The 25154-nt window shown below is 45.0% G+C and carries 33 protein-coding genes; 8 read left to right on the top strand and 25 right to left on the bottom strand.

The features are described 5' to 3' along the window. Nucleotides 1–2: 2 nt before the first annotated feature. From yhbY to EIZ58_RS08075, 10 genes are all read right to left on the bottom strand, one after another. Nucleotides 3–296: a ribosome assembly RNA-binding protein YhbY gene (gene yhbY, locus EIZ58_RS08120; RefSeq protein ID WP_134700103.1), complete on the bottom strand. Its 294-nt coding sequence runs from the start codon at nucleotides 294–296 to the stop codon at nucleotides 3–5. A gap of 28 nt (nucleotides 297–324) precedes the next feature. Continuing rightward, the gene (aroE, locus tag EIZ58_RS08115; RefSeq protein WP_134700102.1) at nucleotides 325–1170 is read right to left on the bottom strand and encodes a shikimate dehydrogenase; all 846 of its coding nucleotides are present in this window, start codon (nucleotides 1168–1170) and stop codon (nucleotides 325–327) included. Between the two features lie 31 nt (nucleotides 1171–1201). After that, nucleotides 1202–2311, bottom strand: a complete 1110-nt coding sequence (gene yqeH / locus EIZ58_RS08110; RefSeq protein ID WP_134700944.1) for a ribosome biogenesis GTPase YqeH — start codon at nucleotides 2309–2311, stop codon at nucleotides 1202–1204. Nucleotides 2312–2321: 10 nt separating this feature from the next. Next, on the bottom strand, nucleotides 2322–2843 hold the full coding sequence (locus EIZ58_RS08105; RefSeq protein WP_134700101.1) for a YqeG family HAD IIIA-type phosphatase: 522 nt from the start codon (nucleotides 2841–2843) through the stop codon (nucleotides 2322–2324). A gap of 107 nt (nucleotides 2844–2950) precedes the next feature. Next, complete coding sequence (locus tag EIZ58_RS08100) at nucleotides 2951–3520, bottom strand: TetR family transcriptional regulator (protein WP_134700100.1); 570 nt, start codon at nucleotides 3518–3520, stop codon at nucleotides 2951–2953. Nucleotides 3521–3613: 93 nt separating this feature from the next. Further along, entirely contained in the window at nucleotides 3614–4030 is a 417-nt protein-coding gene (locus EIZ58_RS08095) for a Fur family transcriptional regulator (RefSeq protein WP_134700099.1), read from the bottom strand. A 313-nt stretch (nucleotides 4031–4343) separates the two neighbouring features. Continuing rightward, complete coding sequence (locus tag EIZ58_RS08090; RefSeq protein ID WP_134700098.1) at nucleotides 4344–5399, bottom strand: NAD(P)/FAD-dependent oxidoreductase; 1056 nt, start codon at nucleotides 5397–5399, stop codon at nucleotides 4344–4346. A gap of 123 nt (nucleotides 5400–5522) precedes the next feature. Next, entirely contained in the window at nucleotides 5523–5816 is a 294-nt protein-coding gene (locus EIZ58_RS08085; protein ID WP_134700097.1) for a hypothetical protein, read from the bottom strand. A gap of 137 nt (nucleotides 5817–5953) precedes the next feature. Next, nucleotides 5954–6667 carry an RNA polymerase sporulation sigma factor SigK gene (sigK, locus tag EIZ58_RS08080; RefSeq protein ID WP_134700096.1) on the bottom strand — a complete coding sequence of 238 codons (714 nt, stop codon included), beginning with the start codon at nucleotides 6665–6667 and terminating at the stop codon, nucleotides 5954–5956. 133 nt (nucleotides 6668–6800) lie between these two features. Continuing rightward, entirely contained in the window at nucleotides 6801–7142 is a 342-nt protein-coding gene (locus EIZ58_RS08075) for an LSm family protein (protein ID WP_134700095.1), read from the bottom strand. 193 nt (nucleotides 7143–7335) lie between these two features. Here EIZ58_RS08075 and EIZ58_RS08070 point away from each other — a divergent pair, with 193 nt between their 5' ends. The 6 genes from EIZ58_RS08070 to EIZ58_RS08045 all read left to right on the top strand — a co-directional run bounded on the left by EIZ58_RS08070 (nucleotide 7336) and on the right by EIZ58_RS08045 (nucleotide 11342). Further along, nucleotides 7336–8493 carry an agmatinase family protein gene (locus tag EIZ58_RS08070; RefSeq protein ID WP_134700094.1) on the top strand — a complete coding sequence of 386 codons (1158 nt, stop codon included), beginning with the start codon at nucleotides 7336–7338 and terminating at the stop codon, nucleotides 8491–8493. 18 nt (nucleotides 8494–8511) lie between these two features. Beyond that, complete coding sequence (locus EIZ58_RS08065) at nucleotides 8512–9162, top strand: energy-coupling factor ABC transporter permease (RefSeq protein WP_134700093.1); 651 nt, start codon at nucleotides 8512–8514, stop codon at nucleotides 9160–9162. Continuing rightward, complete coding sequence (locus EIZ58_RS08060; RefSeq protein WP_134700092.1) at nucleotides 9159–9461, top strand: PDGLE domain-containing protein; 303 nt, start codon at nucleotides 9159–9161, stop codon at nucleotides 9459–9461. The genes EIZ58_RS08065 and EIZ58_RS08060 overlap by 4 nt, the downstream gene beginning before the upstream one ends. Continuing rightward, complete coding sequence (gene cbiQ / locus EIZ58_RS08055) at nucleotides 9461–10210, top strand: cobalt ECF transporter T component CbiQ (RefSeq protein WP_134700091.1); 750 nt, start codon at nucleotides 9461–9463, stop codon at nucleotides 10208–10210. Before EIZ58_RS08060 ends, cbiQ begins: the two co-directional genes overlap by 1 nt. Further along, complete coding sequence (locus EIZ58_RS08050) at nucleotides 10149–11000, top strand: ATP-binding cassette domain-containing protein (protein WP_134700090.1); 852 nt, start codon at nucleotides 10149–10151, stop codon at nucleotides 10998–11000. Before cbiQ ends, EIZ58_RS08050 begins: the two co-directional genes overlap by 62 nt. 81 nt (nucleotides 11001–11081) lie before the next feature. Continuing rightward, nucleotides 11082–11342 (top strand): hypothetical protein, encoded by a 261-nt coding sequence (locus tag EIZ58_RS08045; protein ID WP_134700089.1) that lies wholly within the window; start codon nucleotides 11082–11084, stop codon nucleotides 11340–11342. Here EIZ58_RS08045 and EIZ58_RS08040 read toward each other — a convergent pair. Together EIZ58_RS08040 and gerPC are read right to left on the bottom strand one after the other, a co-directional pair. Continuing rightward, a complete protein-coding gene (locus EIZ58_RS08040) occupies nucleotides 11339–11812 on the bottom strand; it encodes an Hsp20/alpha crystallin family protein (protein WP_134700088.1) in 474 nt (157 codons plus the stop codon). The two genes, EIZ58_RS08045 and EIZ58_RS08040, sit on opposite strands and share 4 nt — an antisense overlap. Before the next feature lie 17 nt (nucleotides 11813–11829). After that, nucleotides 11830–12138 carry a spore germination protein GerPC gene (gerPC, locus tag EIZ58_RS08035; protein WP_134700087.1) on the bottom strand — a complete coding sequence of 103 codons (309 nt, stop codon included), beginning with the start codon at nucleotides 12136–12138 and terminating at the stop codon, nucleotides 11830–11832. Nucleotides 12139–12224: 86 nt separating this feature from the next. Here gerPC and EIZ58_RS08030 point away from each other — a divergent pair, with 86 nt between their 5' ends. Beyond that, a complete protein-coding gene (locus tag EIZ58_RS08030) occupies nucleotides 12225–12617 on the top strand; it encodes an Hsp20/alpha crystallin family protein (RefSeq protein WP_134700086.1) in 393 nt (130 codons plus the stop codon). Between the two features lie 7 nt (nucleotides 12618–12624). On the opposite strand, the gene EIZ58_RS08025 is transcribed toward EIZ58_RS08030, so the two are convergent. Next, nucleotides 12625–12846 (bottom strand): spore germination protein, encoded by a 222-nt coding sequence (locus tag EIZ58_RS08025; RefSeq protein ID WP_240688989.1) that lies wholly within the window; start codon nucleotides 12844–12846, stop codon nucleotides 12625–12627. Nucleotides 12847–12940: 94 nt separating this feature from the next. Here EIZ58_RS08025 and EIZ58_RS08020 point away from each other — a divergent pair, with 94 nt between their 5' ends. Continuing rightward, nucleotides 12941–13342, top strand: a complete 402-nt coding sequence (locus tag EIZ58_RS08020) for a LysM peptidoglycan-binding domain-containing protein (protein WP_167577564.1) — start codon at nucleotides 12941–12943, stop codon at nucleotides 13340–13342. 36 nt (nucleotides 13343–13378) lie between these two features. Here EIZ58_RS08020 and EIZ58_RS08015 read toward each other — a convergent pair whose 3' ends face one another. From EIZ58_RS08015 to EIZ58_RS07960, 12 genes are all read right to left on the bottom strand, one after another. Further along, nucleotides 13379–13564, bottom strand: coding sequence for a hypothetical protein (locus EIZ58_RS08015; protein ID WP_134700083.1), 186 nt, complete (start codon nucleotides 13562–13564; stop codon nucleotides 13379–13381). A gap of 23 nt (nucleotides 13565–13587) precedes the next feature. Continuing rightward, on the bottom strand, nucleotides 13588–13794 hold the full coding sequence (locus EIZ58_RS08010) for a spore germination protein (RefSeq protein WP_240688988.1): 207 nt from the start codon (nucleotides 13792–13794) through the stop codon (nucleotides 13588–13590). 72 nt (nucleotides 13795–13866) lie between these two features. Then, a complete protein-coding gene (locus EIZ58_RS08005) occupies nucleotides 13867–15660 on the bottom strand; it encodes a peptidoglycan D,D-transpeptidase FtsI family protein (RefSeq protein ID WP_167577563.1) in 1794 nt (597 codons plus the stop codon). A 60-nt stretch (nucleotides 15661–15720) separates the two neighbouring features. After that, entirely contained in the window at nucleotides 15721–16992 is a 1272-nt protein-coding gene (locus EIZ58_RS08000) for a peptidase U32 family protein (protein ID WP_134700080.1), read from the bottom strand. A gap of 15 nt (nucleotides 16993–17007) precedes the next feature. After that, a complete protein-coding gene (locus EIZ58_RS07995; protein ID WP_134700079.1) occupies nucleotides 17008–17943 on the bottom strand; it encodes a peptidase U32 family protein in 936 nt (311 codons plus the stop codon). Between the two features lie 2 nt (nucleotides 17944–17945). Next, on the bottom strand, nucleotides 17946–18584 hold the full coding sequence (locus EIZ58_RS07990; RefSeq protein WP_134700078.1) for an O-methyltransferase: 639 nt from the start codon (nucleotides 18582–18584) through the stop codon (nucleotides 17946–17948). A 69-nt stretch (nucleotides 18585–18653) separates the two neighbouring features. Continuing rightward, nucleotides 18654–19688, bottom strand: a complete 1035-nt coding sequence (gene mltG, locus EIZ58_RS07985; RefSeq protein ID WP_167577562.1) for an endolytic transglycosylase MltG — start codon at nucleotides 19686–19688, stop codon at nucleotides 18654–18656. Nucleotides 19689–20069: 381 nt separating this feature from the next. Beyond that, a complete protein-coding gene (locus tag EIZ58_RS07980; protein WP_240688987.1) occupies nucleotides 20070–20339 on the bottom strand; it encodes a DUF1292 domain-containing protein in 270 nt (89 codons plus the stop codon). 21 nt (nucleotides 20340–20360) lie between these two features. Further along, nucleotides 20361–20771, bottom strand: a complete 411-nt coding sequence (ruvX, locus tag EIZ58_RS07975) for a Holliday junction resolvase RuvX (RefSeq protein ID WP_134700076.1) — start codon at nucleotides 20769–20771, stop codon at nucleotides 20361–20363. A 20-nt stretch (nucleotides 20772–20791) separates the two neighbouring features. Beyond that, entirely contained in the window at nucleotides 20792–21055 is a 264-nt protein-coding gene (locus EIZ58_RS07970) for an IreB family regulatory phosphoprotein (RefSeq protein ID WP_129196420.1), read from the bottom strand. A 91-nt stretch (nucleotides 21056–21146) separates the two neighbouring features. Continuing rightward, nucleotides 21147–23780, bottom strand: coding sequence for an alanine--tRNA ligase (gene alaS, locus EIZ58_RS07965; protein ID WP_134700075.1), 2634 nt, complete (start codon nucleotides 23778–23780; stop codon nucleotides 21147–21149). A 308-nt stretch (nucleotides 23781–24088) separates the two neighbouring features. Continuing rightward, nucleotides 24089–25147 carry an AI-2E family transporter gene (locus EIZ58_RS07960; protein WP_134700074.1) on the bottom strand — a complete coding sequence of 353 codons (1059 nt, stop codon included), beginning with the start codon at nucleotides 25145–25147 and terminating at the stop codon, nucleotides 24089–24091. Nucleotides 25148–25154 lie beyond the last annotated feature (7 nt).

Genomic DNA, 25154 nt, shown 5'->3' with positions numbered 1-25154 from the left:
GGTTAAGAAGGCAATTCAATTTTTTTATTTTCTCTGGATTCCTTATATAAGACGATCGTTCTTCCAATCACCTGCACAAGCTCTGCTCCAGAGCCCTCTGCTAATCTATCGGCCACTTCCCCTTTTTCTTCGCCACACGTATCGAGAATAGAGACCTTGATTAATTCGCGCACTTCCAACGCCTCATCGATTTGTTTAATCAAATTTTCATTGACTCCACCCTTGCCAACCTGAAATATAGGGTTTAGGTGATGGGCTTCCGCTCTTAAGAATCTTTTTTGCTTTCCAGTCAACATTTCAATCACACCTTATAATTAGTTTTGCTTATCCTCGCAGCTTTTCCAGTACAACATTTCTCATGACATCAATGGGAGCCTCATTCCCAGTCCAAAGCTTAAAAGCTAAGGCTCCCTGATGAATAAACATCCCTAGCCCTTCGTGGGTTGAAGCTCCTGCTTGAGCTGCTTCCTTCAAGATTCTAGTTTTCATTGGGTTGTAAATTAAATCGCTAACTAGCAGCCCTGAGTGAAGGTATTCCCTTGGAATAGGCAGGTCATCAACCTGTGGATACATCCCGACCGAAGTCGTATTAATTAATAGGTCAGTATTAGATAGAGTATTGGAGTCAAGGTTATCCAGATCTATTGCCTTCGCTTCCGTATACCTTGCTGCCCTATCTGCGAGCATTTTCGCCTTATCCACGCTCCGGTTTGCAATCATAATCTGTTTAACCCCATGACGAGCTAAAGAAATGCTTACGGCACGCGCTGCCCCGCCTGCACCTATGACCAATACGCGTTTTCCCTCAAGACGGAATGAGGTTTCCTGCAAGAGAGATCTCACATAGCCCGCTCCATCCGTATTATAGCCAATCAGCTTGCCACCATCATTCACAATGGTATTTACGGCACCAATATCCTTGGCCTCTTCGTCAATTTCATCCAAGTAAGCCATAATCTCCACTTTATGCGGAATCGTCACATTTACTCCCCGGAATCCTAGGGCCTTAATGCCATTTACAGCGTCCTGTAGGTTCTCATTAGCGACAGGAAAAGCAGCATACGCAAAGTTCAGGCCTAGCTTTTGAAAGGCAGCATTTTGCATCGCAGGCGACATGGATTGGGCGACGGGATTTCCAAACAGGCCCGTCATGACGGTTTGATTATTCATAGTTCTAAACTCCTCTCCAATCGTTCTTTATTTATATAAGAGAATTGCGAATGAGGACCGAAACGCCTTCAGGCGCATAAACATCTACCCATGCTCCAGCCGTCCCCAGTGTAATCCAACCTAGACCTGAAATGACAATATCTTTCTTTTCCCCAGGAGGGATTTTAAAAGATGCTCGCCTGAAGGGAGGGAGCATGCTCGCCTTCTCTCCAGATGGCGGAGAAAGAATGTCTGTACCTCTGTGGGTAAGATAAAGCTCGTCCGCTTTCTCAAGCTTTGTTCGATGGATATGAATGCGGTTAGAGGCATAGACCACAAACGATTGCTTGTCCCCTCGGACAAAATCAATGCGTGCCATCGCACCCAAAAATAGGGTTTGATTATCATTCAACTGAAACACTTTCGGGTTGATCGCTTTTTCTGGAGAGATGAGCTTCAAGTCCTCAGGACTGACCATGTGGACAATCTGGTCCCGGTTAATGATACCTGGGGTATCGAACATAGACGTTTTCTCATCAATCGGAATTTCAATCATATCCAGCGTAGTTCCTGGAAAGCGGGAGGTAGTAAGCTCAGTATCCCCTTCACCGTACTCCTTTAATAAGCGGTTGATCAAGCTCGATTTCCCCACGTTTGTAGCTCCAACTATGTATACATCCTGACGTTTACGGTATGTTGACATCGCCTCCACCAACCGTTCAATGCCCGTTCCTTTCTCGGCACTGCAAAGCACAACATCCACTGGCTTAAGCCCCAATTGCTTCGCCTCATACTTCATCCAGTTTACCAGTCGGTTCGTATTGATGGCCTTAGGCAGAAGATCCAGCTTATTACCTACTAAGAGAATGGGGTTAGCTCCTACAAACCGATGAAGCCCTTTGAGCCAGCTCCCATTAAAATCAAAAATATCTACAACTTTGACGACTAGTGCCTTCGTTGCTCCAATCTCATTCAGAATTTGAATAAAATCATTGTCATCCATGGATACCTGCGCTACTTCATTATAGTGTTTAATTCGAAAGCAACGCTGACAGATAATCTTTTCTTTTGCCAGTGCGCCTGAAGGGACAAACCCAGGCTTTTTTGGATCCTCGATCTGAATCCCTACTCCACATCCGGCACAATGTCTTGCTTCAACCATTGATTCCATTCTACTTGTCCTCCCAAGTAATAAGCCCTTTTTTCCTCATCCAGGCAAGAGCTAATCGTTCTAATTGACGATTAAACCGAGTAAAAAAACCATCGGTCTGGGCTACAGGAACAACCAATATTGTATATAAGCCCAGCCGATTTCCTCCCAGCACATCCGTAAACATTTGATCCCCGATCACAACTACTTCTTCGGGCTTCAGCTCTAGCATCCCTATAGCCTCTCTGAAGGGTGATCTGGTTGGCTTTTTCGCCGCGTGAATAAAAGGAATGCCTAGTGGATCAGCAAACGCCGATACCCGGATTCGATTGTTGTTGGATACGACAATGACTCTGAAGCCCTCTTGCTTGAGGCGTTCCAACCATTCCATTAATTCCGGTGTCGCATTGGGCCGATCCCATTCGATTAGGGTATTGTCAAGATCCGTAATAATCCCCTTAATTCCTTTCTCCTTCAAGGACTGAAAATTAATGTCGTATATTGAATTCATATGTAGATTAGGAAGTAACTTCTTCAATAGCATGGGGGTGGCACCTCGCCAGATTTTAGAGTCCTTATTCTCTTTATTTTTTCGGAGTATACTATACCATATTCACAGAAATGGGGCAAAAGCAGAAAAAAACTGTGGGCTTATGCCGACAGTTCGCTAGATAAGGAAGATAAAACTGTTTCCACATAGTCATCGAACAAATCAGGTCCGAATGGTCGCTGATAATATAATTCTACACTATTCGCATTGGTAAACGGAAATCGCGTCAAGGCCATAAATTTCATTAATGCCCTGCGAGGTTTCTCGATGCCTATACGTTCAAAAAAGTCAATGACCTTATTATTAATTACTAAGTAGTGAGGCTTGATCACCTCGTCAAACCGCTCAGTTTCGAGCGTAATTTCCCTCATGATAATTCGCGACGAATGGAAATGATGATACATATATTCAATAGATTTACCTGTGAGTTCTTTAATCGCTTCTCGTTTGTCAGTAATAGTTCCATCAAATACGGGATCGATCGCCTCCCCCAACCCGGCATAGAAGTCCTCAACAATTTTCTGTAGGATGCCAATCTTATTGTGGAAGTAATAAGAGATAGATCCTATATTAACATCTGCCTCAGAAGCAATCCTCCGAACAGAAACATAGTCATACCCATACATGGCGAATAACTTTCGGGAAGCTTCCAGTATGTGTTGCTCCGACATGCTCTTTCTCCTTCCACGTCGTTTATGACGCTTCAAATAATGATGTTACTCGCTTTCTATAAAAAGAAAAAGCCCTTATCGGACTCAAAAAACTCATTGGGTGCCACATTCATTACAGTAACCATAGATTTCGAACTTATGTCCAGTAATGGTAAAATCGTCAGGAGCCCCAAGCATTCCATCCAAGGGACAAGCTCTTAGGTGCTTGGTCTTCCCACACGCTAAGCAAATCAAGTGATGATGGTGATGATCATCGCTGCACTGGAATCTGTATTTCCGTTCGCCGCTAAGCTCGGTCTCTTCTAGGATCCCTAGTTCGGTAAACAAGGACAGGTTTCGATAAATCGTATCAAAGCTGAGATTAGGGTATTCGTCCTTCATATGGTCCAATAATTCTTTAGCAGACATATATCGTTTCTGGGCAGCAAAAATGCGAATCATCTCTTCTCGCTTGCCAGTATATTTATAGCCTTCTTGTTTTAGAGTTTCCAACGCTTGATCGACGTTCATCCTAAATTAACCCCTTCCAATCGCTTATCTTTCATTGTAGCAAAGCTCAGATACAGAGGTCAATTATGAAACGCTTTTCTAAAAAGAAAAGACAAAAGGCCGCTATCGGATAACGGCCTATAACCTACCTACTATTCTTCTTTTTCAGGCTCTACCTTACAATCATCACAGATCCAGTGTTCCACTTGCTGTCCTTCCTTTACCGTACGATTACAGAAATCACAAGTTGGCACGTCTCTCACCTCTCTGTTTCGATATAAATTATCATACCTTATTTATTATGTCCAATGCTGTGAACTTTTTCACTGAAAAACTATCGTTTTTTCTTTTCAAGCTCGAGTAACGCCTTGGCTGCCGCTATACCGGAGAGCACAGCAGTTTCTACTCGTCCATATCCCAAGGGATCACTTTCGGGTACAAACACATCTCCTGCAATAAGAAGAGGAGCCGTTGTTTCGATAGACATAAAAGATTCTCGTACAATCGCAGAAGGTAAAGAATAGGTCCAACGTTTAAGCGCCACCCCCAGCTTTTCTCCCGTCCCCACCCAAGGCTCAGCTACTTTTAAGATCTCACCAAGAATGTCTTGATCCTCTCGCCAAAAGTTCTCTTTTGACCATTCTTCATGGATTTGGATTGTAAGGGCAGGCACCTCTGAAATCCCTTTTTTGAAGTTATCGGTGATGAGCTTTAGAGGATATGGCAGCTGTTTGTTTAAGAACTCCTGCAGAGGACAGGGCTCTTTCAAAACAACCAGAGCAGTAAGACATGGGAGATATTGTATAGCTTGAAGCTTTTCACGAATGAACTGCTCTACTTGCACCTTTCCTTGATCCAATAAATAGAGCAGCTGTGGTGCGGGGACGGTTGATATGATAGCACGGGCATGAACGACCGCTTGTTTACCCGGATCATAAATCGCTTCATTCGGAACCTCGCTGTAGGTTTGCGCGACATAGTCCTGTTCCTCAGAAATCCACCGCAATAACCAGCCATTCGGCTGGGCTTGAACTTGGGTCACACGAACGCGTACACAAAAATCTACTGGATCGGCTAAATGTTTAACTAGCGCATTCATTCCTCCTGTCCCGTAGTAGGTGGTCAGCGAACTCTTCCATTCATTTACCCATCCTTGCTCTTGCCACTGCTTAACAAGGTGTTGAAATGCCTGCGAGTGAGCAGTGAAGTATTGGACTCCATGGTCAATCTTGGCTCCCTGAAAAGCACGTGTGACCATTCTACCTCCCAATCCTCGTCCCTTATCGAGCAATAGAACTTGATCTTCCCCTGCTTCCGCTAGAGTTCTAGCCGCCATAACTCCACTGATTCCTCCACCGATAATCACAATGGGATCCTGATTGGCTGTCATAAATCGGATGATCTCCTATCCTAATTAAATACTGTCTTACTCTATTCTACTCTATATTTGTTTCAATAAATAGAAAAAGCTGAACCTTAAGGTCAGCCTCTTCTTGTCTGGTTATCAATTTAATTAGATCCACCAGGCTAAACTTAGAGCAAGGATCACAAAGAGCGGAAGAGCGATCGCTCCAGGTCCCCACCAATAAACTTCTTGAGTTTCAGCTTTTCCTGGTTTGTCAGCTGTCTTTACCTTAAGCTTCTCTTGCTTATGGGATACATAGCCCGCAGGAGCTCCAATCGGCTGCAAATAAACGGTATCATGAGTTACACTTTTGACCATCCCATAATACGTTCTGCCCCCTACACAATGGGCTACTACATGCTGTCCTACAAAACGGCTTGCGTGCGCATAAGATACGGCCATAGCTATTAAACCTCCTTTCTCAATCCCTCTTATACGGTATTACTTGAGAAAGATATTTGATTGTACGTTAAACTAGGTCTGGCCCAATTAGGCATAAAAAAAGAGCTAGCTTATGAAATAGAGCTAGCTCTTGTCTATTACCTTGACTTTGAAGTGGACTGCTTACGGTAAAACTCATTAAACAGCTTCATGAGCGCCCGTTTCTCGATTCTTGAGACGTACGAGCGTGAAATTCCAAGCTCTTTTGCAATTTCCCTTTGTGTCTTTTCCTCCTGCGTCTCCAGACCGAAGCGTCCAATGATTACTTCCTTTTCTCGGTCATCGAGTACATGAATATGCTTATAGATCTTACTCTTCTCAATTTGGAGCTGAACCTTATCCACTACGTCATTCATATCCGTTCCCAGAACATCGATCAGGGAGATTTCATTCCCCTCTTTATCCGTTCCAATCGGATCATGCAGGGAGACATCCTTTTTAGTTTTTTTCAAAGATCTTAAGTGCATGAGGATTTCGTTTTCAATACACCTTGCTGCATACGTCGCAAGCTTCGTTCCCTTGTTCGTTTGATAGCTCTCTATTGCCTTAATGAGCCCTATGGTGCCGATCGAGATCAGATCCTCGCTGTCCTCCCCCGTATTCTCGAACTTCTTGACGATGTGAGCGACGAGACGAAGATTATGTTCGATAAGCATATTTCTCGCGTGCTCGCTTCCTTTTTCCATCATCTTTAAATATTTTAATTCTTCCTCTTCAGGAAGGGGCTGAGGAAAGGCGTTATTTTTAACATAAGAGATAAAAAGGACCATCTCCCGAATAAGTAAAGAGATGGCTGTAAACAAACCTGGCACAGGCTGTCACCTCCAGATGGCTTTTTTTAAGATTGTTATAAGCATATGTGGCAGGCACGCTGTCCGTGCCTGTACTGCTCTAAAATAAATAAGAAAAATATTAGGTGCCTGAGCAGACGGCACCTGAAATAGATTAAATCCAATAGTACGGCAGCAAAGATAAACCACCAATTAAGGCGAGCGGTAAAGCTAATCTTGCAAATCGGCCATACCCCCAACCATATCCGGGGAATCCATACCCGAAACCTGGATAACCGAACCCTGGGTAACCAAACCCTCCAAAAGCTGGATAGCCAAAACCAAACTGGCGCTCCTCCTCCCCCTGTCTTTCTCCGCCTCGAGGTACCGCTAAGTATACGTTCTCATTGTCTACGCTCTCTACGATCCCATCAAACTTCTTTCCGTCTTTCATGCTGATTTCGACATAACGGTGTATGTGCTTCATGCACAGATTATGGGCTTCTTGCTGATTCATAGGCTCATGTCTCCTTTTGTTGGATTACAAGATATCCTATTCAGCTCCTGCCCAGATTGACTTTGGGCAGGAGCCCGAGTTTTCAAAAAACCCTATCCATAGAAAGTGAGAATAGGACTAGTTATAACTTAGTAAAATCGATATAAGACGGCACTCATGCTTTCGACAATTTATACCTAGGGGGTGAGGTGTAATGGGTTTTTTTGATAACCATGGATTGAATTACAGGCAAAAAAAGGGGGCTGAACAAGGAAAAGGCGACCTTTGGGGCATTCAGGCTGCCTACGAGGAAGAAAAAATACCTACAAAAGAATTCAAGGAGGAGATCGTTAATTCTTTAGAAAAGGGGCTTCGAGGAGCGGATTCGATCAATGATCGCAGCATCTCCTGCTTTACTCGTGAACAAAGACCATCTTATGCGGGGATCGCCACCTTTCTGAAAACGCCGTTCCTTGAAGATGTTAATCAAGTAGGGGACTATGATGTTGCTTTTGTCGGGGTTCCCTTCGACATTGGAACAACATATAGGCCCGGACCGCGCTTTGGGCCCGAGGCCATGAGGAGAATTTCCAAGCTATATACCCCTTATAACTATGAATGGGGCGTGGATCTCTCCGAATCCCTCAAGATGTGTGACCTGGGCGATGTGTTTACCATTGCCAATATCGAGAAGAGCTTCGATCAGATTACCAAAGCGGTATCCCATGTCTTCAGCAAGGGGACAATGCCTATCATCCTGGGAGGAGACCATGCCATCGGGTACCCCTGCCTTCGGGCCATCGCCGAAAACATTGATGGTAAAGTAGGCATCATTCATATGGACCGTCATTTGGATCTTCAAGAAACAGACATGGATGAAAGAATGCACACTACTCCCTGGTTCCATGCGACCAACATTCCAAACGCTCCCCCTGCCAACCTCGTGCAGGTTGGAATTGGCGGATGGCAAGTTCCAAGGCCGGCAGTAAAACAAGTAAGGGAACGAGGAACAACGGTCATCACCATTGGAGATATTGAAAGACTTGGCATCGACAAAGTAGCGGAAATTGCTCTGGAAACCGCTTGGAAAGGAGCAAAGGCCGTCTACTTAAGTGTGGACATCGATAGCTTCGACGCCGGATTTGTTCCGGGTACAGGTTGGCCTGAGCCGGGAGGCTTCCTGCCAAGAGAGGGATTGAAGTTCCTTGAGCATGTGACGAAGGAAGGCGTATGTGCCATGGAGGTTGTAGAAGTTTCACCGCCTTATGATGTGAGCGATATTACGGCATTGCTAGCCACGCGTGTGATTAGCGATGTCATGGCGAATATGGTCCGGCATGGAAAGTTAGGCGGCAAGAAAAAAATGAAGTAATGGAGGTGCCTTTATCTTATGCATATTCCTGACGGATTCCTTAGTGCACCGGTCTGGATATCGCTGGCTGCGGTTTCCGCTGCGGGAATCGCTGTAGCTATTAAAAAAACAAGGCTAAATGAGGATCAGTCACAAATCCCTCTTATCGGGGTCACGACAGCCTTCATTTTTGCCGCCCAAATGATTAACTTCCCCGTGGCCGGAGCAACCTCCGGCCATCTGGCGGGGGGGACATTAGCAGCGATTCTTTTTGGACCATGGACAGCCATGCTCATCATGACTGCAGTAATTATGATCCAAGGTTTGTTTTTCCAAGACGGCGGAATTACTGCCATGGGAGCCAATCTGTTTAACGTCGCCCTTGTTGCGCCTTGGGTGGGATATGGCATCTACCGCATGTTCCAAAAGTGGAAGAGCATCCAGCCTGTCTCCATTTTTGTAGCATCGTGGATGTCCGTAACGGCATCAGCAGCCCTGGTTGCCATTCAGCTTTATCTCTCAGGCATTGTTCCACTGGGATTGGCCATGAAAGCTATGCTTACTTGGCACGCCATTATTGGGATTGGGGAAGGGATTATCACTGTCGTCATCCTGCGCTACATGATGGAGCGTCAAAGTCAGGACCATAATGCGCTTGCAACTACACCAGCTAAGGTGGTGGAGAAATGAATAAAAAAACCAAGATCTTCCTAGCTATTACGGTTATGCTGGCTCTGTTCATGGCTCCTTTCGCCTCTTCTCTGCCTGATGGCTTAGAACGAGTAGCACATGATCTTGGATTTGTGGAAATGGAGGCTGAACCCCTGTTCGAGGTTCTTCCTGACTATCAAATTCCCTTTATCGAAAGTGAAGGGTTGGGTACCGCCTTATCAGGTTTGGCCGGTCTTCTGCTTTGCCTTTTGATCGTTTGGGCATACGCCCGATTAGGAACTTTAGTGAGGACCATGAATAAAAGGGAAGAACCCTAATGGTCGGTCAATTCTTTGATGTCTCAGAAGGGAAGGCCAAGCGCAAGATTATCGCGTCCGATCCTAAGCGCGTGATTAGCCTTCTTCTTCTACTTGCTTTCACAGCCTCCTTTAACCAGCCCATCATCCTGGCTGGTCTGGGGCTTCTGGTTCTCGTCTTGTGCATATGGGCTGGCATATCATGGCGGTATGCATGCCTTCGATTGCTCCTCCTCATCCCTTTCGGACTAGGGGCAATCGTACTGCTTCCTTTTGCGATTGAGGGGCACGTCATCTTAACCATTCTTGGCTTCACCATCTCGCTAGAAGGAGTGCTTCTCGCGTCTCGGCTGATTGCCAAGCTTGTTCTATGCCATTTCATTCTTTGCATACTACTCTCCACCACATCTTTTTCGGCTTTACTAAGAGCTTTGATTCGAATCGGCATCCCTACCGTCATCGTGGAGATCATGCTTTTTACCCTTCGTTACCTAGCGGTTTTGTTTGAAGAAATCGAAAGAATGATTCTAGCTCAGCAATCGAGAGGTTTAACCATTGCGAGTTTTGCATCCTGGAGCTCTTATAAGCGATGCGGTGAATTGCTAGGCGTCCTTCTGATCCGTTCCTATGAACGAAGCGGACGCATTTATCAGGCTATGTTAGCAAGAGGCTACGGCTCTATACCCATGCAAGAAGGAGAAGCTGCTCATGAACGCCATTCGAATCAAAAATCTTTCTTACCAGTATCCGGACAAAACCAAAGCGATTGATAATTTGTCTATAGAGATTCCTATCGGCTCAAAGGTAGCCCTGCTCGGACCAAACGGAGCGGGCAAATCCACGCTGATGCACCATCTAAATGGAATTAAACTTCCACAGCAGGGCACAATCGAAATTATGGGATTGCCCTTGAATAAAAAAACGGTAAAGCAAATCCGTCAAAAAGTAGGACTGGTCTTTCAAGATCCCGATGACCAAGTTTTCTCTGCTACAGTATGGGAAGATGTTCAGTTCGGGCCCCGTTACCTTGGCTTGTCTGAAAAGGAAATTGAAGAGCGCTGCAACATGGCGCTAGGCTCTGTCGGAATGCTCGAATATCGTTTCAAGCCCCCCTATCATCTCAGCTACGGTCAGAAAAAAAGGGTGGCCATCGCAGGGATCCTAGCCATGAAACCGGACATTGTCGTGCTGGATGAACCCATGTCCTATCTGGACCCAAGCGGTCAGGATGAACTGGCCTACCTGTTGAAGAGCCTTAACTACTTTGGGAAAACGATTATTGTATCGACCCATGATGTGGACTTTGCAGCGGCATGGGCGGATCAAGTGATCATCCTGAAAGACGGTAAGCTATTAGTAACGGGCGAGCCTGATTTACTGGTTGATCCTAATTGGATTCAAGAAGCGAAACTTCATCTTCCGAGAATCGCCAGGCTGTTTTATATGCTACCACCATTTAAGGATAAGAAATTGCCCAAGAACGAACTTGAAGCCTCGCGGCTGCTCTACGAAATCTTAGAGCCGGAGGCGGAAGAAGATCGACTGGAAAAAAGGGGGTAGCATTAAGCTGCTATCCAAGCAAAATGGCATGCGGGGCATAAACTGATAGGGAATCAGGATTTAACTGAAAGGAGAATGTTCATGTATCCTATGCCCGTGCACCCCCAGCATGCCTCTTTCTATCAAGGGAAAAAGGCTTTCATTATCCTTCAAGATGGGTCCCGTTATTTTGGAAGAATTGAAGAGGTAAGAAATGGTTGGGTGATGATAAGATCGGACTCGCCCCCGCGTCGGACACCCTATACGCTTGTCGGCTTTCCCGGTTGGAACATTGGAGTTGGCCCGGGTCCTTTATTTGAACTGGCTATGGGGATGATTGGGAAACTCTTTATCTTCAGCTAGATAAAATCTACATTCACTTCATGGTACTGATCTTCCATCGCCAGTTTTTTCATTCGAACTTGAAGAATTCCGTCCTTAAATACCGCCTTGGAGTTCCTGGGAACTACAGGAAAAGGGAGCTTTACAACATGCTTTTGCTGATCTGGAAATCCTCCAAGCTTGATGCTTTGATTGTTCACAAAAACCATCAACTGGTAGGGATCCACCCCTTCTGGGATATATACCTTGGCAATCACATGATGAAGAGTATCCATGACGTCTGATCGAAGGCCTGGTCCTACATTGCTGAATCCGTTTCCTTGGGCAAATCCATTTTTGAACACCGAGTCCATCGTATTCTTGATATATTGTTCAATCGATCCGACGTCTGAAGCTCCACTCATAGGTTGCATGTTGGGGAAGTTATTTTTAAATAGTTCCTCAAAGTTCTTCCAGCTTGATTCAAAATGGTTATCCCATTCTTCCTTCACTTTACTCTTCCTCCTCTTTACTGTCCGTTGACTTCAGGTCCTTGCTCCATATCATTGAGGACTACTGCTTCTCCTTCCTCTGCTTCTCCCATCCATTTTTTCAATTCTTCAGGGTCGGTTAAGGCCGTCATCCCGATGTTTAGCGTCCCGCTCAGCTCCTCTACCGTTAGTTCCTGGATTTTATAATTAATGTTTTCAATCGTAATCGGCTTAATTTTATCGACTTTTTCTTTTAATTCTTCGTTTTGCTTTTCTAGCTGCTCAATCCGCTCCTCTAATTGCTTTAGAAGATTAGAATTATGGTAAGGATAAGGCATTTGATGCATGAGCTTTCACCTCCTTAATAAAGGTAATTAAAACAATAAGGCCTACATAAAAATAGATATGTGGAAAGCAAGAGGGAGGTGCATAAATGAGTCAGAATGATCTTGAAGCCTGGAAAAAGATGGCGGAGCAGCTGCTTGGAAAAAACTTTTTTCTTGATTTGGCTGAAGATCTAAAACAAGACGGTCCCCTTTACAACCTATATACTGACAATCAGAAGTATACGATCTTGCTCGACCTTCCCCATAAAGGAGGTCCCCCTCACCTGCGAGTGAGCTGCAAGCCCAAGGAGGTAATTATTGAAGGAACTATTCCTATCATCATGGAGGGGATGCAGCCGCTGGTATCCCAATTGGTCAGCGGAACCTTCAGTAAAGTCATCCCCTTGCCTGAGCCTATCATTGCCAGTGAAATGAAATATGAATACAGGAATGGCATGCTACAGATCGAGTTACCCAGATGGCTCGATCAAGATAGTTAATCCAGGTTTATACTTGTGCTTGAGGCTGATCAATAAGATCCGGATCAATGTGGATATTTTTATTGAAGTTGTTCGCCGGACTATAAAAGGCATCCCCCATTAAAGCCTGCCCGATATTAGCTTTAACATTGGCTTGATGACCTTTGTGGATGACGTTGCCGAAGTTAATGGAGGCGTTGTTCGAAACATTGTTCACCCGAACGTTAAAAATGTTATTAATGTGGGTCATTGCAACCATCCTTTGTCACGTTTGGTTTATCATATGCCCAAGATTCGCTGAAGTGACAGCATACTTTCAACCGACACATAAAAGGAGGATGATCATGTTGAGTACGTACATTGCCAAAAAAGGAGACACGATTTGGGAACTAGCGGAAAGATTGCGCGTAGACCTAAGAACGTTAGTCAACCTTAACCCGCATATCCGTGACCCCGATGACATCCCAGCAGGTACCAAAGTAAATTTGCCTACCGCAGCTTATCCCGGCATGCCACCTCATCCTGGCGATCCGTATGCTGTCCATCCGTATGGAGCAAGTCCTGTACCTGCGTATCCTGTTATGACCTCTCCCTATCATGTTCCCCAATCCCACCCTTACCCCCATTATCCTGTTCAAGCACCCTTAGCTAATGCACCAGTTCCTCCTCCACCACAAGGTCAGGTAACACAACCCCTGGACGCTGGCAAACAGCCTACGCTTCCTGATAAAAAATCAAAGAAATAAAGCTTGTGAAAAGGGCAGCTCATTGAGCAGCCCTTTTTATAAACTATGTTCGTTTTCTTCGGCCATAACAAGTGTTTGAGTTTGAACATCTTCTTCCGGCGGCTCACATTCGACAAAAGTGGTGTTTGCCTTATTATCATAGAAAAAAGTTTTACCAATGTTCAGTGAGCCCAGAGCAATGATGGAGTTGACCCTAACATTGCTGATATTGATCTTAATCATTAGGCCAACACTCCCCCCATCGATTAGATTTGGACCTGGCCCTGGTCGATGCCATCCGCGTCATTATACACATTCAAGTTAAAATTCGTAACTGGACTAGCAATCACCCCGTCTGAAGCTAGCCACTGTCCATACTGTGTCTGATCATTGGCTTGATGACCCTTATGAATGACATTACCAAAATCAATCGTTCCATTAGTGCCAATATTATTCACACGAAAATTGAACATGTTATTGGTATGGGTGAAAAATGGAATCATCTTATCTCCTCCGCAAAGCATTTGTTTTTTTCTAGGTTATGCCTATGGGCGCAATTGGTGACTCGAATCTTGCTGTACCGCTAATTCATTCATGATTCGCTTAACCACAGGTATCACTTTATTTGGTCCGGACTTAGGCTCCTGCTCAGCAACAGCTACTACTACATATTGAGGATTTTCCACCGGTCCATATCCGACAAACCACTGATTGTTTTTTCCTGAATTGGTCTGAGCTGTCCCGGTTTTTCCCGCTAGCTTCCAAAGGCTATCTTTTAGGGTCTGAGCTGTTCCGCTATCCACTACAGACTCCATCATCTTACGAAGCTGGTAAGCCGTGTACCGGTCAATCTGCTCTCCTTCAATTGGATGGGCTTCAAAGGAGTGAAATAAAGAACCTGTTTTATAACGGATTTCCTTTACTACCCGAACCTCTTCTTTTTCTCCCCCTTCGAGGATGGTGGCCATCATATTCGCGGCTTGCAACGGGGTGATTTGTACATCCCGTTGTCCGATTGCCGTTTGGATCAACACCCCTTCGTCTTGTCGCGGAGTTTGCGCCGAAAAAATTTGTCCTCGGTCCTCCCCATCTAATTGGCGGAAGGTGTTCATCTTAAAAAAGGGAGACTGACTCCAGCCTACTTGCTGCGTTAGTCCTAGCTTTTCAGCATATTTCTCTAGGTCCCCTGGTTGCAATTTCAGCGCAGCATGAGCAAAAGCAATATTGCAGGATTGGGCAAATGCCTCGGCAAATGTGATTTCCCCGTGCCCCCCTTCTTTCCAGCAAGAGAACCCATACTTGCCATAGTGACCCTCACAATGAAACTTGTCGTCAGGCTTAACCACGCCTTCCTCTAGTACGGCAGCGGCAACAACCGTCTTAAAAACCGATCCCGGCGAGATTTGCTTAATCGAGCGGTTCACCCAATTTCCATTCTCCAGCTCAATTCGGCTGCCCGGGTGGAACACTGGATGGCTAGCCATAGCAAGAACTTCTCTCGATTTTGCATCGAGTACCACTACTGATCCCAAGGCCACTCCCTCATGAAGCAAGGATTCTTCTGCTAGCTTCTGAAGATCTTTATTCAGTGTAGTTTTTATAGCCAATGGATAAAACTGGTTTTCTTGTTCCACCATCTTAGACTTTAATCCGTTCAACGGATTGCCTCTTGCATCAACAAAATAAGATACCGTCGTAGGTCCAACCCCCTGCAGAAAACGCTCGAAGCTGCGCTCCAAGCCTGAGGCGCCAATTAGTGTTCTTTTGGTGATTTCTCCTCTTTTGAGCTCTTCTGCGTACTCCTTTTGGATTCGTTCAGGATTTTGACTAATGTAACCCACTAATTGAGTGGCTAAAGCATCTGGCTGGTAGCGCTCCGTAATCGGCAAGGAGACAATACCAGGCAGGGAGAGCTGATCGACTTCCTGTGCATTCATCTCATTTAATGCAATGATCTTTCCTTCGCTATCTCGAATAAACGTAGGAACCCTGACCTGCTGGATAACATGATGCAACTGGTCTTCATTCAGATCTGTAAGTTCCGCCAGCCTTGCTATCTTTTCCTTGTCGAGATTACCCCTGACTAAAGGAAAAACAGCAACCCCTGTTCTCTCACTTCCTGTTAAAGGCTGTCCGTTGCGATCTAGAATGTCCCCTCGCCCGGTATGAAGCGTCACTTCTTGCTTTCGCTGCGTAACAGCTTCTTCAATAAGATTCACCCCATGCTTAGAGAACTGGTGGACATCGAGAATCTGGATCCACATTAATCTGCTTATCAGTACTACCCAAGCCGTAACAAGCAAGGATAAAGTGAAAAACATCCTTCTTTTGCTAGACACAAAAAACACCCCCATTTCTACCCATTGTTACCGGTAAAAAGGGGGTTCATTCGAATTGGATCACTTATGTTTTCTCATAATATCCCACGCACTGACAGGCTGTTCCACTCTCATCTTGACAACCATGAGAGGGTGAGGGGCCTTCTCAATCGCTTGGCCTTCATCGTTCCACATTTCCTGGATAGCCTGACGGAAGAATCGATTGCCCGGGCCAAAGAATTCAACCTCCTGCCCCAGCTTAAAGTGTGTTCGCTGCTGGATCGTGGCTATGCGGTTGTCAGCATCATAATCTAAAACGAGCCCAGCGAAATCATATTCAGCTAAGGATTCCGCTTCTCCGTACAAGTGATCCTCCGGGCCTGGGATTTCGTAGAAAAACCCCGTGGTCGTCGAGCGATGCGCAGCCTTATGAATTTCTTCTACCCAATGCGGATTTAATTGGTAATTATCCGGATCTGCACAATACGCATCTATAGCCTGTCTATAGGCATTAACCACTGTAGCCACATAGTGAACACTCTTCATGCGACCTTCTATTTTAAGAGAATCAATACCAGATTCAACAATCTCCGGTATATGTTCAATCATACTTAAATCTTTGGAACTAAAGCTAAAGGGGTTATCTCCTTCTCCGAAAATAGCTGCATCCTGATTTGCTTCTTCCGGATTTTCGTACATATCATAACTCCAACGACAGGAATGACAACATCCTCCACGGTTAGAATCCCTTGCAGTCATATGATTGGATAGTACACATCGGCCAGAGTACGCGGGACACATGGCGCCGTGAATAAATTGCTCAATTTCCACATCTACTTTTTCCTTGATCTTGCGAATTTCTTCGAAAGACACCTCCCTGGCTAATACCACGCGGGCAATCCCTTCATCTTTCCAAAACTGGACAGATTGCCAGTTCGTTGTAGAGGCCTGGGTACTCAAGTGAATTTCAAGCTTTGGAGCTCCCTTTTTGCATGCTTCGATGAGTGCTGGGTCGGCGACAATCACGGCATCAATCCCTACTTCATAAAGCTTGGCAAAGAAATCCTCCACACCCTGCATATCTTCGTTATGAGCGATGATGTTCGCTGCTACATAAACCTTTGCTCCATGGGCATGGGCAAAATCTGTTCCCTCTTTCATTTCTTCATATGAATAATTATCCGCGTTCGCCCGTAAGCTGAATTGCTGCCCCCCAATGTAGACAGCATCAGCGCCATAATGAACCGCGATCTTTAGCTTTTCCAAACTGCCAGCAGGAGCCAAAACCTCCGGCTTCTTGAGAATAGGTCCTCGCTTCACAGCTGTTTTTTCTTCTTTCAACACTTCCGGCATAGCTAGTCACCTCACTTAGAATACCAATTCCTTATAATAAAACCCTGTTGTCAGGGGCCTTTTCGGATCTTGCTTTTCCTCTAGCTGCTCCTTCCAACTGTCGAGCTGGTCGAAGAACAGGTCTGGATCTTTTGCGTACGCATCAATAGCTTCACGGTACACACGCAACACCGTCTCGTTGTACTCCATGGATTTCAGCAACCCTTCCACTCTGAAGCTATAGATGCCCGCTTCCATCAATTCGTCTAAGTTATCCAAAATGCATACGTCTTCGGCACTCATGATGTGTGTACCGCATGCGTCCTCATAAACCGGATAAAAGATGTCTTCCCTTTTTTCTTCCTTCAGATAAAGGCCCCTCTCCTTCCCCTTTCCTTCAATGACCGCATTTTTCCCTAAATGGTGAAAGTAGGACGATACCAAGGGGCGTTTTGAATGGAAGATACAAGACATGCCGTGTATTTGCACTTCAATTTCGAGTTCATTGGCTTCTTCTTTGATTTGGGAGATTTCATCCATATTAAGCTCACGAGACAAAACTGCACGCCGAATGCCCTTAGTCGCCCAATATCCAATGGTATGGAAGCTTGTTGCAATAATTTCTGCATTCCAGTGCAACGGCATGTTCGGTATCGTATGTTTGGCCGTCATCAGAACAGCTGGATCTGCATACTCAATGGCATCGACTCCCATCGCATTCAATTGAATCAGATATTCCTCTAGCCCTTCAAGTTCATTATTGTGAAGAAGTCCATTCACCGAAGCGTATAACTTTTTGCCGCTTGCGTGGGCTAAATCAGTCGCCTGTTTGATTTCCTCTAAGGTCATCGTACCAGGCAGACGCAATCCATAGCGTTCAGTTCCAACCACTATGGCATCCGCTCCTGCTTCCAGGTACTGTCTTACCTCAGTTAAACTCCCAGCAGCAATCAACAGTTCAGGTTTTCTCATTTCTATTCACCTTTCTTTACAGAAAACGTTAATCCATCCCCTATAGGGATAAGGGAAGTATCCAACTCCTGGTGCCCCATGATGTAGGCATTAAAATCATTAATTTTTTTCACCAGGGGAGCCAACCGCTTGTTATCCACCGTCTCTTCCGATACCAATCCTTTAAAAAGTACGTTATCGCACAGAACGATTCCCCCGGGTTCGAGCATGGGAAGATATAAGTCGAGGTAGTGCTTGTACTGTCCTTTGGCCGCATCTAAGAACAAACAATCAAAGCGATAATGCTCCGGTAACCCGTCGCCTGCATCCCCTTCAATAATTTCAATTCGCTCGCGAATACCGGCCTTATCAAAATTGCTTAAGGCACGGGTGATCCGTTCCTTGTCAATTTCCATTGTCGTGATTCTGGCCAGTGGAGCAGCATGGGCAAGCCAAATAGTAGAATATCCAATGGCTGTACCGATTTCCAAAATTCTTTTAGGCTGGAAAGCCAATAGAAGGGTTCGAATAAATTGGATGCTCGGCAACTGGATGATCGGTATGCGCTCTTCTGCAGCTTCTTGCTCCAACACTTGAAGCAGCTCAGCCCTTGGTGGAATAAGTGCTTCTATATAGTCATTCACGCGTTCATTCGTAATCATATGGACAACTCCCAATCATTTTTACCCTGACAACTGGATTTTATCTTATCATAAGTAAGAAGGTGTAGGCTATTTGTTAGCTCTTTTGCTCAATGCGATATTTTTTAAATGCTGTTGGTAGGTTTCGGAAAAATAATGTTCGCCCGAACCATCTTTCTTTGTCACATAAAAGAAATAGCCATGCTTTTCGGGCTCCACAACCGAATGCAGGGCAGCCCTTCCAGGAGAAGCAATCGGTCCTGGAGGCAATCCTTTATACCGGTACGTATTATAAGGATGGTCAAGCTCCAGATCTTTATAAGTCACAATATCCTTTTGTTTACCTAAAGCATATTGTACTGTGGCATCCGCCTGAAGGAGCATATCGGTCTCTAGCCGGTTAAAATAGACGCCGGCCACTTTGGCCTGTTCTATATCAACGATAACTTCTCGTTCCACGATGGACGCAAGCGTGACAGCCTCATGGATAGACATGTTTTTTTGAATTAACTGGTCCGTCCAGGTCGGGTCCCATTCTGTTTGAAATTGAGCAAGCATACGCTCAATGATTTCCTTTTCAGTAGCCCCTTCTCTTACTTCATAAGTCTTAGGGAATAAATAGCCCTCTAAGCGGAATCCCAAACTCTTATCGTTTGGAATACCACGAACAAATGGGAAATCAAACTCTCCTTCGTTTACAAGTTGAAGAAATTTCTCTTCATTTACCCACCCTTTCTCTGCCAAGAAAGAAGCGATTTGCGGGACTGTCCAACCTTCCGGAATCGTAAATTGGATGGTACGTTGGTAAACATCACCCATAACCATCTTCGTCAATAAGCGGTCCACGCTTTCCCCTGGTGTAAATTCGTACTGACCCGCCTTAAGCTGACTGCCCTTCCCACTTTGCCTTACGTATAGGACAAACGTTTTGCTGTCTCGTATAAGATTGTTTTCCTCCAAGATTTCGGCAATTTTCTGTGTTGAGCTGCCTGGTGGGATATCAACTACAACGGCAGGCCCAGGCTGAGTTGGCTGCAAGGATTCCTGGTAATAATAATAAGCTCCTGCAACACCTATTACTCCAAATATAATAAGAAGCACAATGGCTTTTGTCATCACTCTCATAAAGTTCCTCCCTCCATAGGATGCCCATCCGCACGGTTCAGTATAGAAAACTTGGCTGGCGCCAAGCCTTGGCGCAGAAACTCCACTTGACATCTTTTTGTCAAGTGAGTTGTGCGACATTTCCCTAACTTGATATCAACCCTACGGGTCATTTCTGATAAAATTAAATTTTATCAGAAATGGGGGTTTATCCCTTGATGTCAAGTTAGGGGAAACTAGTTGCCCTTATGCAGATGTAGAATTCTAGATATCTTCTAAATTCTTATCTGCCAAAAAAAATGACAACATCCTACATTATACTTCATTTCCAGTCCTTATGGGCAACCCTAAAAAACGAAAAAAGAAGCTCTGTCCGTAGACAAGAGCCTCTTATTGTTTACCCTATTCATTAAATTCGGCTTCCAGCGTTTCAAAGGTAGCGATGACGTTCTCCTGCTCCTCCTCTGACTCAATCGGATAAAGCATCCCATCGGTTTCGTCATAACGGAGGAAATGAACCTCTACCTCATCTCGGTCATCCTGCTCCTCTGGCACAAGACAGAGGTAGGTACGGTCTTCAATGTCAAAGATGTACATGATCTGAAAATCTTTTTCCTCTCCTGTTTCATCATCAGACAAGGTAACCACTTCGCCTACTTCTAATTCTTCCAAATGCTTCTGCCTCCTCTAACGTTATTTTTTAAAGTCGAGATAGCCTTGCAGAATCATCACTGCAGCCATCTTATCAATGACTTGCTTTCTTTTTTTACGACTAACATCTGCAGCAACTAGCATTTTCTCTGCTGCCATCGTAGTTAATCGCTCATCCCACATACGCACGGGAATATTCAAGCTGTTCTCTACCGTCTTGGCAAAAGCCTGACAAAGCTCTCCTCGCGGACCAATCGTACCATTCATGTTCTTGGGAAGACCTACCACAACCTCAGTTACCCCATACTCGGCAATAAGTTGAGCCAAGCGGTTTAAATCTGATTTTAGGTTTTCCCGCTTAATCGTTTCAATTCCTTGGGCTGTCCAGCCCATCTCATCGCTGATGGCAACGCCGATCGTCTTGTCTCCTAAATCCAAACCCATAATTCTCATTTGTTTCACCCGACTTCTTCTTATGTGCGGTGCTGAGACAAATACGAACGGACCAGTTCCTCAATCAATTCATCTCTTTCCAATTTACGGATGATGCTTCTAGCGTTGTTGTGCCGAGGAATATAGGCTGGATCACCAGAAAGAAGATAACCCACAATCTGATTAATGGGGTTATATCCCTTTTCCTCCAAGGCGCTGTAAACGGTGAGAAAGGCATCTTTCACCTGAACATCTGTATCATCTAACTTTAGATTGAACTTCATGGTTCTGTCCAATGAACTCATCTTCAACACCTCTTTACCTTTAAGAAGTTCTTTCTACATGCTTCGCTACGCGAATGCCTTTTTCCTCTTTATTTTACAGAAATTTACGCAATTATTGTTGCTCAGCCCAAACTAGCACATAGTTTAAAGCTTCTTTAAGCTGTTCTGGATTTTTTCCGCCCGCTTGCGCCATATCCGGACGACCGCCGCCGCCACCGCCGCAACGAGTCGCTACTTCCTTAATGAGCTTTCCAGCGTGGAAGCCCTTATCAACTAAGTCCTTTGTGACTCCTGCCGTTAGATTCACTTTGTCCCCTTGTACAGACCCAATGACCACCACGGCGGACCCTAGCTTGTTTTTCAAGTCGTCTACCATGTTGCGAAGATTTTCCATATCCATTCCATTTACTTGTTCAGCCAAGACCTTCACCCCGTTCACTTCTTGAACACGATCAGTCAAAGAGGAGGCTTCAACATGGCTCAGTTTCGCTTTTAGAGATTCATTTTCTCTTTCTAGCTCACGGATATTGGCCTTTAATCCTTCTACCCGCTTCGGAACATCAGACAAAGTAGATTTTAGATCTCCTGCTAGTCTGCGAAGTGTAGAATATTGCTCATTTAAATACTCATAAGCAGCACGACCTGTTACAGCTTCAATCCTTCTAGTTCCGGCTCCAATTCCGCCTTCACTGATGATCTTAAAGAGCCCGATCTCTGCCGTGTTCATAACATGACAGCCCCCGCATAATTCTAGGCTGTAGTCGCCTACTTGAACCACACGGACGATATCCCCGTATTTCTCTCCGAATAAAGCCATGGCTCCCATTGCTTTAGCTTCTTGAATTCCTTTGTTCATGATGGAAACTTCAATCTGCTCCCAGATCTTCTGATTAACAAGACCTTCAATGGTCTCGAGCTCAGACTCGGAAATAGAACTGATATGTGTAAAGTCGAAACGCAAGCGATCGGCGGCAACTAAAGAACCTGCCTGATTTACATGCTCTCCTAAGGTATCCTTCAAAGCACGATGAAGCAAGTGGGTAGCCGTATGGTTTTTAATGATATTTACCCTCGAAGCGCGGTCTACAACAGCTTCTACGTTATCCCCAATTTTAATGCTTCCTTGATGCACCCTAGCCTGATGTACATGCTGCCCATTCGGTCCTTTTTGCACGTACTCCACGCTAAGCTGGTTTGGACCGCAAAGGATGAGGCCCTTATCCGCCATTTGTCCTCCGCTTTCGGCGTAGAAAGGTGTACGGTCTAAGATCACTTGACACAAGGCTCCTTCGGATACAAAGTCAACCGATTGATTGTCTACGATTAAGGCAACAACTTTTCCACTTGTTACCAAATCATTATACCCAACAAACTCACTCTTAACCGTGATCTCCCCTAGGATACCGCCTTGAACCTTCATACTATCGACGTCTTGACGAGCGGCGCGAGCTCTTGCACGTTGTTCATCCATGGCTTGCTCAAAGCCTGCTCGATCAATCGAAAAACCATTTTCAGTTGCAAAATCTTCGGTGAGGTCAATTGGGAATCCATAGGTGTCATAAAGCCTAAAGGACTCTTCCCCTGTTAATGCTTGACGCCCGGCCTTCTTGGCTTGTTCAATCATATCGGAAAGGATGGCTAACCCTTCATTCAGTGTCTCGTGGAAGCGTTCTTCTTCGCCACGAACGACTTTCTCAATGAATTCACGCTTTTCCACAACCTCTGGATACGTATCTCCCATGATATTGCCAACCACCGCTACAAGCTGGTATAGGAATGGCTTTTCGACACCGAGCACTTTACCGTAGCGCACGGCACGGCGAAGCAAGCGGCGAATTACATACCCTCGTCCCTCATTGGAAGGAAGAGCTCCGTCGCCAATGGCAAATGTCATGGTCCGAGCGTGATCCGCTATTACCTTAAGCGCTACATCGGCTTCAGTAGAAGAACCGTATTTCACTCCGCTAATTTCACTTGTTGCTTCAATAATCGGAAATAGTAGATCTGTTTCAAAGTTATTGTCCACATTCTGGATCACGGAGGCCATTCTTTCTAAGCCCATTCCGGTATCAATGTTTTTCTTCGGAAGTGGAGTATAGGACCCATCCGTATTATGGTTATACTGTGAGAACACGAGGTTCCAGATTTCCAAGTATCGCTCATTTTCTCCGCCTGGGAAGAGCTCAGGATCATTGGGATCATTTCCGAAAGCTTCTCCACGATCGAAGAAGATTTCACTATTCGGACCGCAAGGACCCTCTCCAATATCCCAAAAATTCCCTTCCAGTCTAATGATCCGCTCTTTTGGAATCCCTACCTTCTCATGCCAAATGGCAAAGGCTTCATCATCCTCTGGATGAATCGTTACAGACAGCTTCTCTGGGTCAAATCCAATCCACTCAGGACTCGTTAAAAACTCCCATGCCCAAATAATCGACTCTTCCTTAAAATAATCACCAATGGAGAAATTCCCTAGCATTTCAAAAAACGTATGGTGACGAGCGGTCTTTCCTACGTTTTCGATATCGTTGGTTCTTAGCGATTTTTGTGAATTCGTAATCCGCGGATTGTCAGGAATAACCGATCCATCAAAATACTTTTTAAGCGGCGCCATCCCGCAATTGATCCATAGTAACGTTGGATCCTCATGAGGAACCAACGGGGCACTCGGCTCAATGCGATGACCCTTAGAAGCAAAAAAATCCACGTACATCTTTCTGATTTCAGCTGAACTTAGTTTTTTCATATCCTTTCATCCTCCAACCATATTGTGAAAAAACAAAAAACCCCCATCCCTAGTCAGGGACGAGAGTTGTCTCACGCGGTACCACCCTGGTTGCCTCTCCCAATCCAATGGAAAAGAGACCTCCTTCAAGCCGTAACGAGGCGAACGGCAGGTTTTCCTGCTCTCTGGATTAGCGTTCAACCATGCCTTCTAGACGCCCTCACACCCTAGGAGCATCCTCTCTGAAAAAAGGGAATACAGTTTACTTAGATCCTTCATCAATCCAATATCTTATTCTTTTGACATTATAATTTTTCAACTTGCCCATGTCAATGTTTGACCAAATGAATAATCACGTGGTGGATGATTACTCTTAAAGTAGCTAAAATGGGTACAGCAAAAATCAAACCGATTAAGCCTCCAAGCTCCCCTCCTAAGAGCAGGGCAAATATGATGAGGATCGGATGCATATGCAATCGCCTCCCCATAATGAACGGAGAAACCAAGTTTCCTTCCAAGACCTGTACGATCAAATTTACGATTAATACGGCAACGGACATTTCCCACGATATCGTAAGCGCAACGAGTATAGAAGGCGCTGCCCCAATGATCGGCCCGATATAAGGAATGATATTGGTAATGGTAATAATTAAAGCGAGAATAAGCGCATAAGGCATTCCAATGATCCAGTAGCCAATGTAGGCTAACACTCCAACAATGAGTGACACTAACAATTGACCTGCTATGTAGTTGCCTAATGCATGATCAATATCGTGGAACAACTTGGAAAATTCCTTCCGCTGGCTTCTGGGAACAAACAAAAGAATCCCTTTTTGTATGGATTCCATATCCTTTAGCATGTAGAAGACAAGAAAAGGAATAACAAATAAGCCGATAAACTTATGAATAAAGCCTCCTGCCCCATTGACAAGATTTGCAAAATACTCCGTCGTTTTCACTTCTATGTTCTCAAGAGCCTGATCGATTCCTAGACGTATGGATTCAGGCAGCTGATACTTGTGATTATTAAATTCCTGCAGCCAGGCCTGATAGGTCTGAACAAGTTCAGGGATATGCTCCGTTAAATCGCTTGATTGTTTAAGAAAAGTTGGAATCGCATTTAAGATGAACACCGTAAAGACAAGGATGAATGTAAAATATATAATAGCGACCGCCATACCCCGAGGAACATTTCTCTGATGAAGCAGCCTGACGATGGGATTTAGTAAATAGGCAAAAATGACGGATATCAAAAAGGGGGCTATAACCGCTTTGATCACTTGCCACATCCATCCGAAGTGAGGAGCCAGCTGGAGAAGCAAGTAGACAAGTCCTGCCACCAAAGTCGCCATACCGAGATAGATTAAAAGTCTTATTCTCAGTTCCATAAGATGC

The sequence above is a fragment of the Ammoniphilus sp. YIM 78166 genome (genome assembly GCF_004522215.1).
Taxonomy (GTDB): Bacteria; Bacillota; Bacilli; order Aneurinibacillales; family RAOX-1; genus YIM-78166.
This window is presented reverse-complemented; position numbering and strand designations above follow the sequence as displayed.

What these genes read in the sequence shown, in the direction of transcription:
- yhbY (WP_134700103.1), bottom strand. Translation starts at nt 296, where the DNA reads ATGTTGACTGGAAAGCAAAAAAGATTCTTAAGAGCGGAAGCCCATCAC.
- aroE (WP_134700102.1), bottom strand. Translation starts at nt 1,170, where the DNA reads ATGAATAATCAAACCGTCATGACGGGCCTGTTTGGAAATCCCGTCGCC.
- yqeH (WP_134700944.1), bottom strand. Translation starts at nt 2,311, where the DNA reads ATGGTTGAAGCAAGACATTGTGCCGGATGTGGAGTAGGGATTCAGATC.
- EIZ58_RS08105 (WP_134700101.1), bottom strand. Translation starts at nt 2,843, where the DNA reads ATGCTATTGAAGAAGTTACTTCCTAATCTACATATGAATTCAATATAC.
- EIZ58_RS08100 (WP_134700100.1), bottom strand. Translation starts at nt 3,520, where the DNA reads ATGTCGGAGCAACACATACTGGAAGCTTCCCGAAAGTTATTCGCCATG.
- EIZ58_RS08095 (WP_134700099.1), bottom strand. Translation starts at nt 4,030, where the DNA reads ATGAACGTCGATCAAGCGTTGGAAACTCTAAAACAAGAAGGCTATAAA.
- EIZ58_RS08090 (WP_134700098.1), bottom strand. Translation starts at nt 5,399, where the DNA reads ATGACAGCCAATCAGGATCCCATTGTGATTATCGGTGGAGGAATCAGT.
- EIZ58_RS08085 (WP_134700097.1), bottom strand. Translation starts at nt 5,816, where the DNA reads ATGGCCGTATCTTATGCGCACGCAAGCCGTTTTGTAGGACAGCATGTA.
- EIZ58_RS08075 (WP_134700095.1), bottom strand. Translation starts at nt 7,142, where the DNA reads ATGAATCAGCAAGAAGCCCATAATCTGTGCATGAAGCACATACACCGT.
- EIZ58_RS08070 (WP_134700094.1), top strand. Translation starts at nt 7,336, where the DNA reads ATGGGTTTTTTTGATAACCATGGATTGAATTACAGGCAAAAAAAGGGG.
- EIZ58_RS08065 (WP_134700093.1), top strand. Translation starts at nt 8,512, where the DNA reads ATGCATATTCCTGACGGATTCCTTAGTGCACCGGTCTGGATATCGCTG.
- EIZ58_RS08060 (WP_134700092.1), top strand. Translation starts at nt 9,159, where the DNA reads ATGAATAAAAAAACCAAGATCTTCCTAGCTATTACGGTTATGCTGGCT.
- cbiQ (WP_134700091.1), top strand. Translation starts at nt 9,461, where the DNA reads ATGGTCGGTCAATTCTTTGATGTCTCAGAAGGGAAGGCCAAGCGCAAG.
- EIZ58_RS08050 (WP_134700090.1), top strand. Translation starts at nt 10,149, where the DNA reads ATGAACGCCATTCGAATCAAAAATCTTTCTTACCAGTATCCGGACAAA.
- EIZ58_RS08045 (WP_134700089.1), top strand. Translation starts at nt 11,082, where the DNA reads ATGTATCCTATGCCCGTGCACCCCCAGCATGCCTCTTTCTATCAAGGG.
- gerPC (WP_134700087.1), bottom strand. Translation starts at nt 12,138, where the DNA reads ATGCATCAAATGCCTTATCCTTACCATAATTCTAATCTTCTAAAGCAA.
- EIZ58_RS08030 (WP_134700086.1), top strand. Translation starts at nt 12,225, where the DNA reads ATGAGTCAGAATGATCTTGAAGCCTGGAAAAAGATGGCGGAGCAGCTG.
- EIZ58_RS08025 (WP_240688989.1), bottom strand. Translation starts at nt 12,846, where the DNA reads ATGACCCACATTAATAACATTTTTAACGTTCGGGTGAACAATGTTTCG.
- EIZ58_RS08020 (WP_167577564.1), top strand. Translation starts at nt 12,941, where the DNA reads ATGTTGAGTACGTACATTGCCAAAAAAGGAGACACGATTTGGGAACTA.
- EIZ58_RS08015 (WP_134700083.1), bottom strand. Translation starts at nt 13,564, where the DNA reads ATGATTAAGATCAATATCAGCAATGTTAGGGTCAACTCCATCATTGCT.
- EIZ58_RS08010 (WP_240688988.1), bottom strand. Translation starts at nt 13,794, where the DNA reads ATGTTCAATTTTCGTGTGAATAATATTGGCACTAATGGAACGATTGAT.
- EIZ58_RS08000 (WP_134700080.1), bottom strand. Translation starts at nt 16,992, where the DNA reads ATGCCGGAAGTGTTGAAAGAAGAAAAAACAGCTGTGAAGCGAGGACCT.
- EIZ58_RS07995 (WP_134700079.1), bottom strand. Translation starts at nt 17,943, where the DNA reads ATGAGAAAACCTGAACTGTTGATTGCTGCTGGGAGTTTAACTGAGGTA.
- EIZ58_RS07990 (WP_134700078.1), bottom strand. Translation starts at nt 18,584, where the DNA reads ATGATTACGAATGAACGCGTGAATGACTATATAGAAGCACTTATTCCA.
- mltG (WP_167577562.1), bottom strand. Translation starts at nt 19,688, where the DNA reads ATGAGAGTGATGACAAAAGCCATTGTGCTTCTTATTATATTTGGAGTA.
- ruvX (WP_134700076.1), bottom strand. Translation starts at nt 20,771, where the DNA reads ATGAGAATTATGGGTTTGGATTTAGGAGACAAGACGATCGGCGTTGCC.
- EIZ58_RS07970 (WP_129196420.1), bottom strand. Translation starts at nt 21,055, where the DNA reads ATGAGTTCATTGGACAGAACCATGAAGTTCAATCTAAAGTTAGATGAT.
- alaS (WP_134700075.1), bottom strand. Translation starts at nt 23,780, where the DNA reads ATGAAAAAACTAAGTTCAGCTGAAATCAGAAAGATGTACGTGGATTTT.
- EIZ58_RS07960 (WP_134700074.1), bottom strand. Translation starts at nt 25,147, where the DNA reads ATGGAACTGAGAATAAGACTTTTAATCTATCTCGGTATGGCGACTTTG.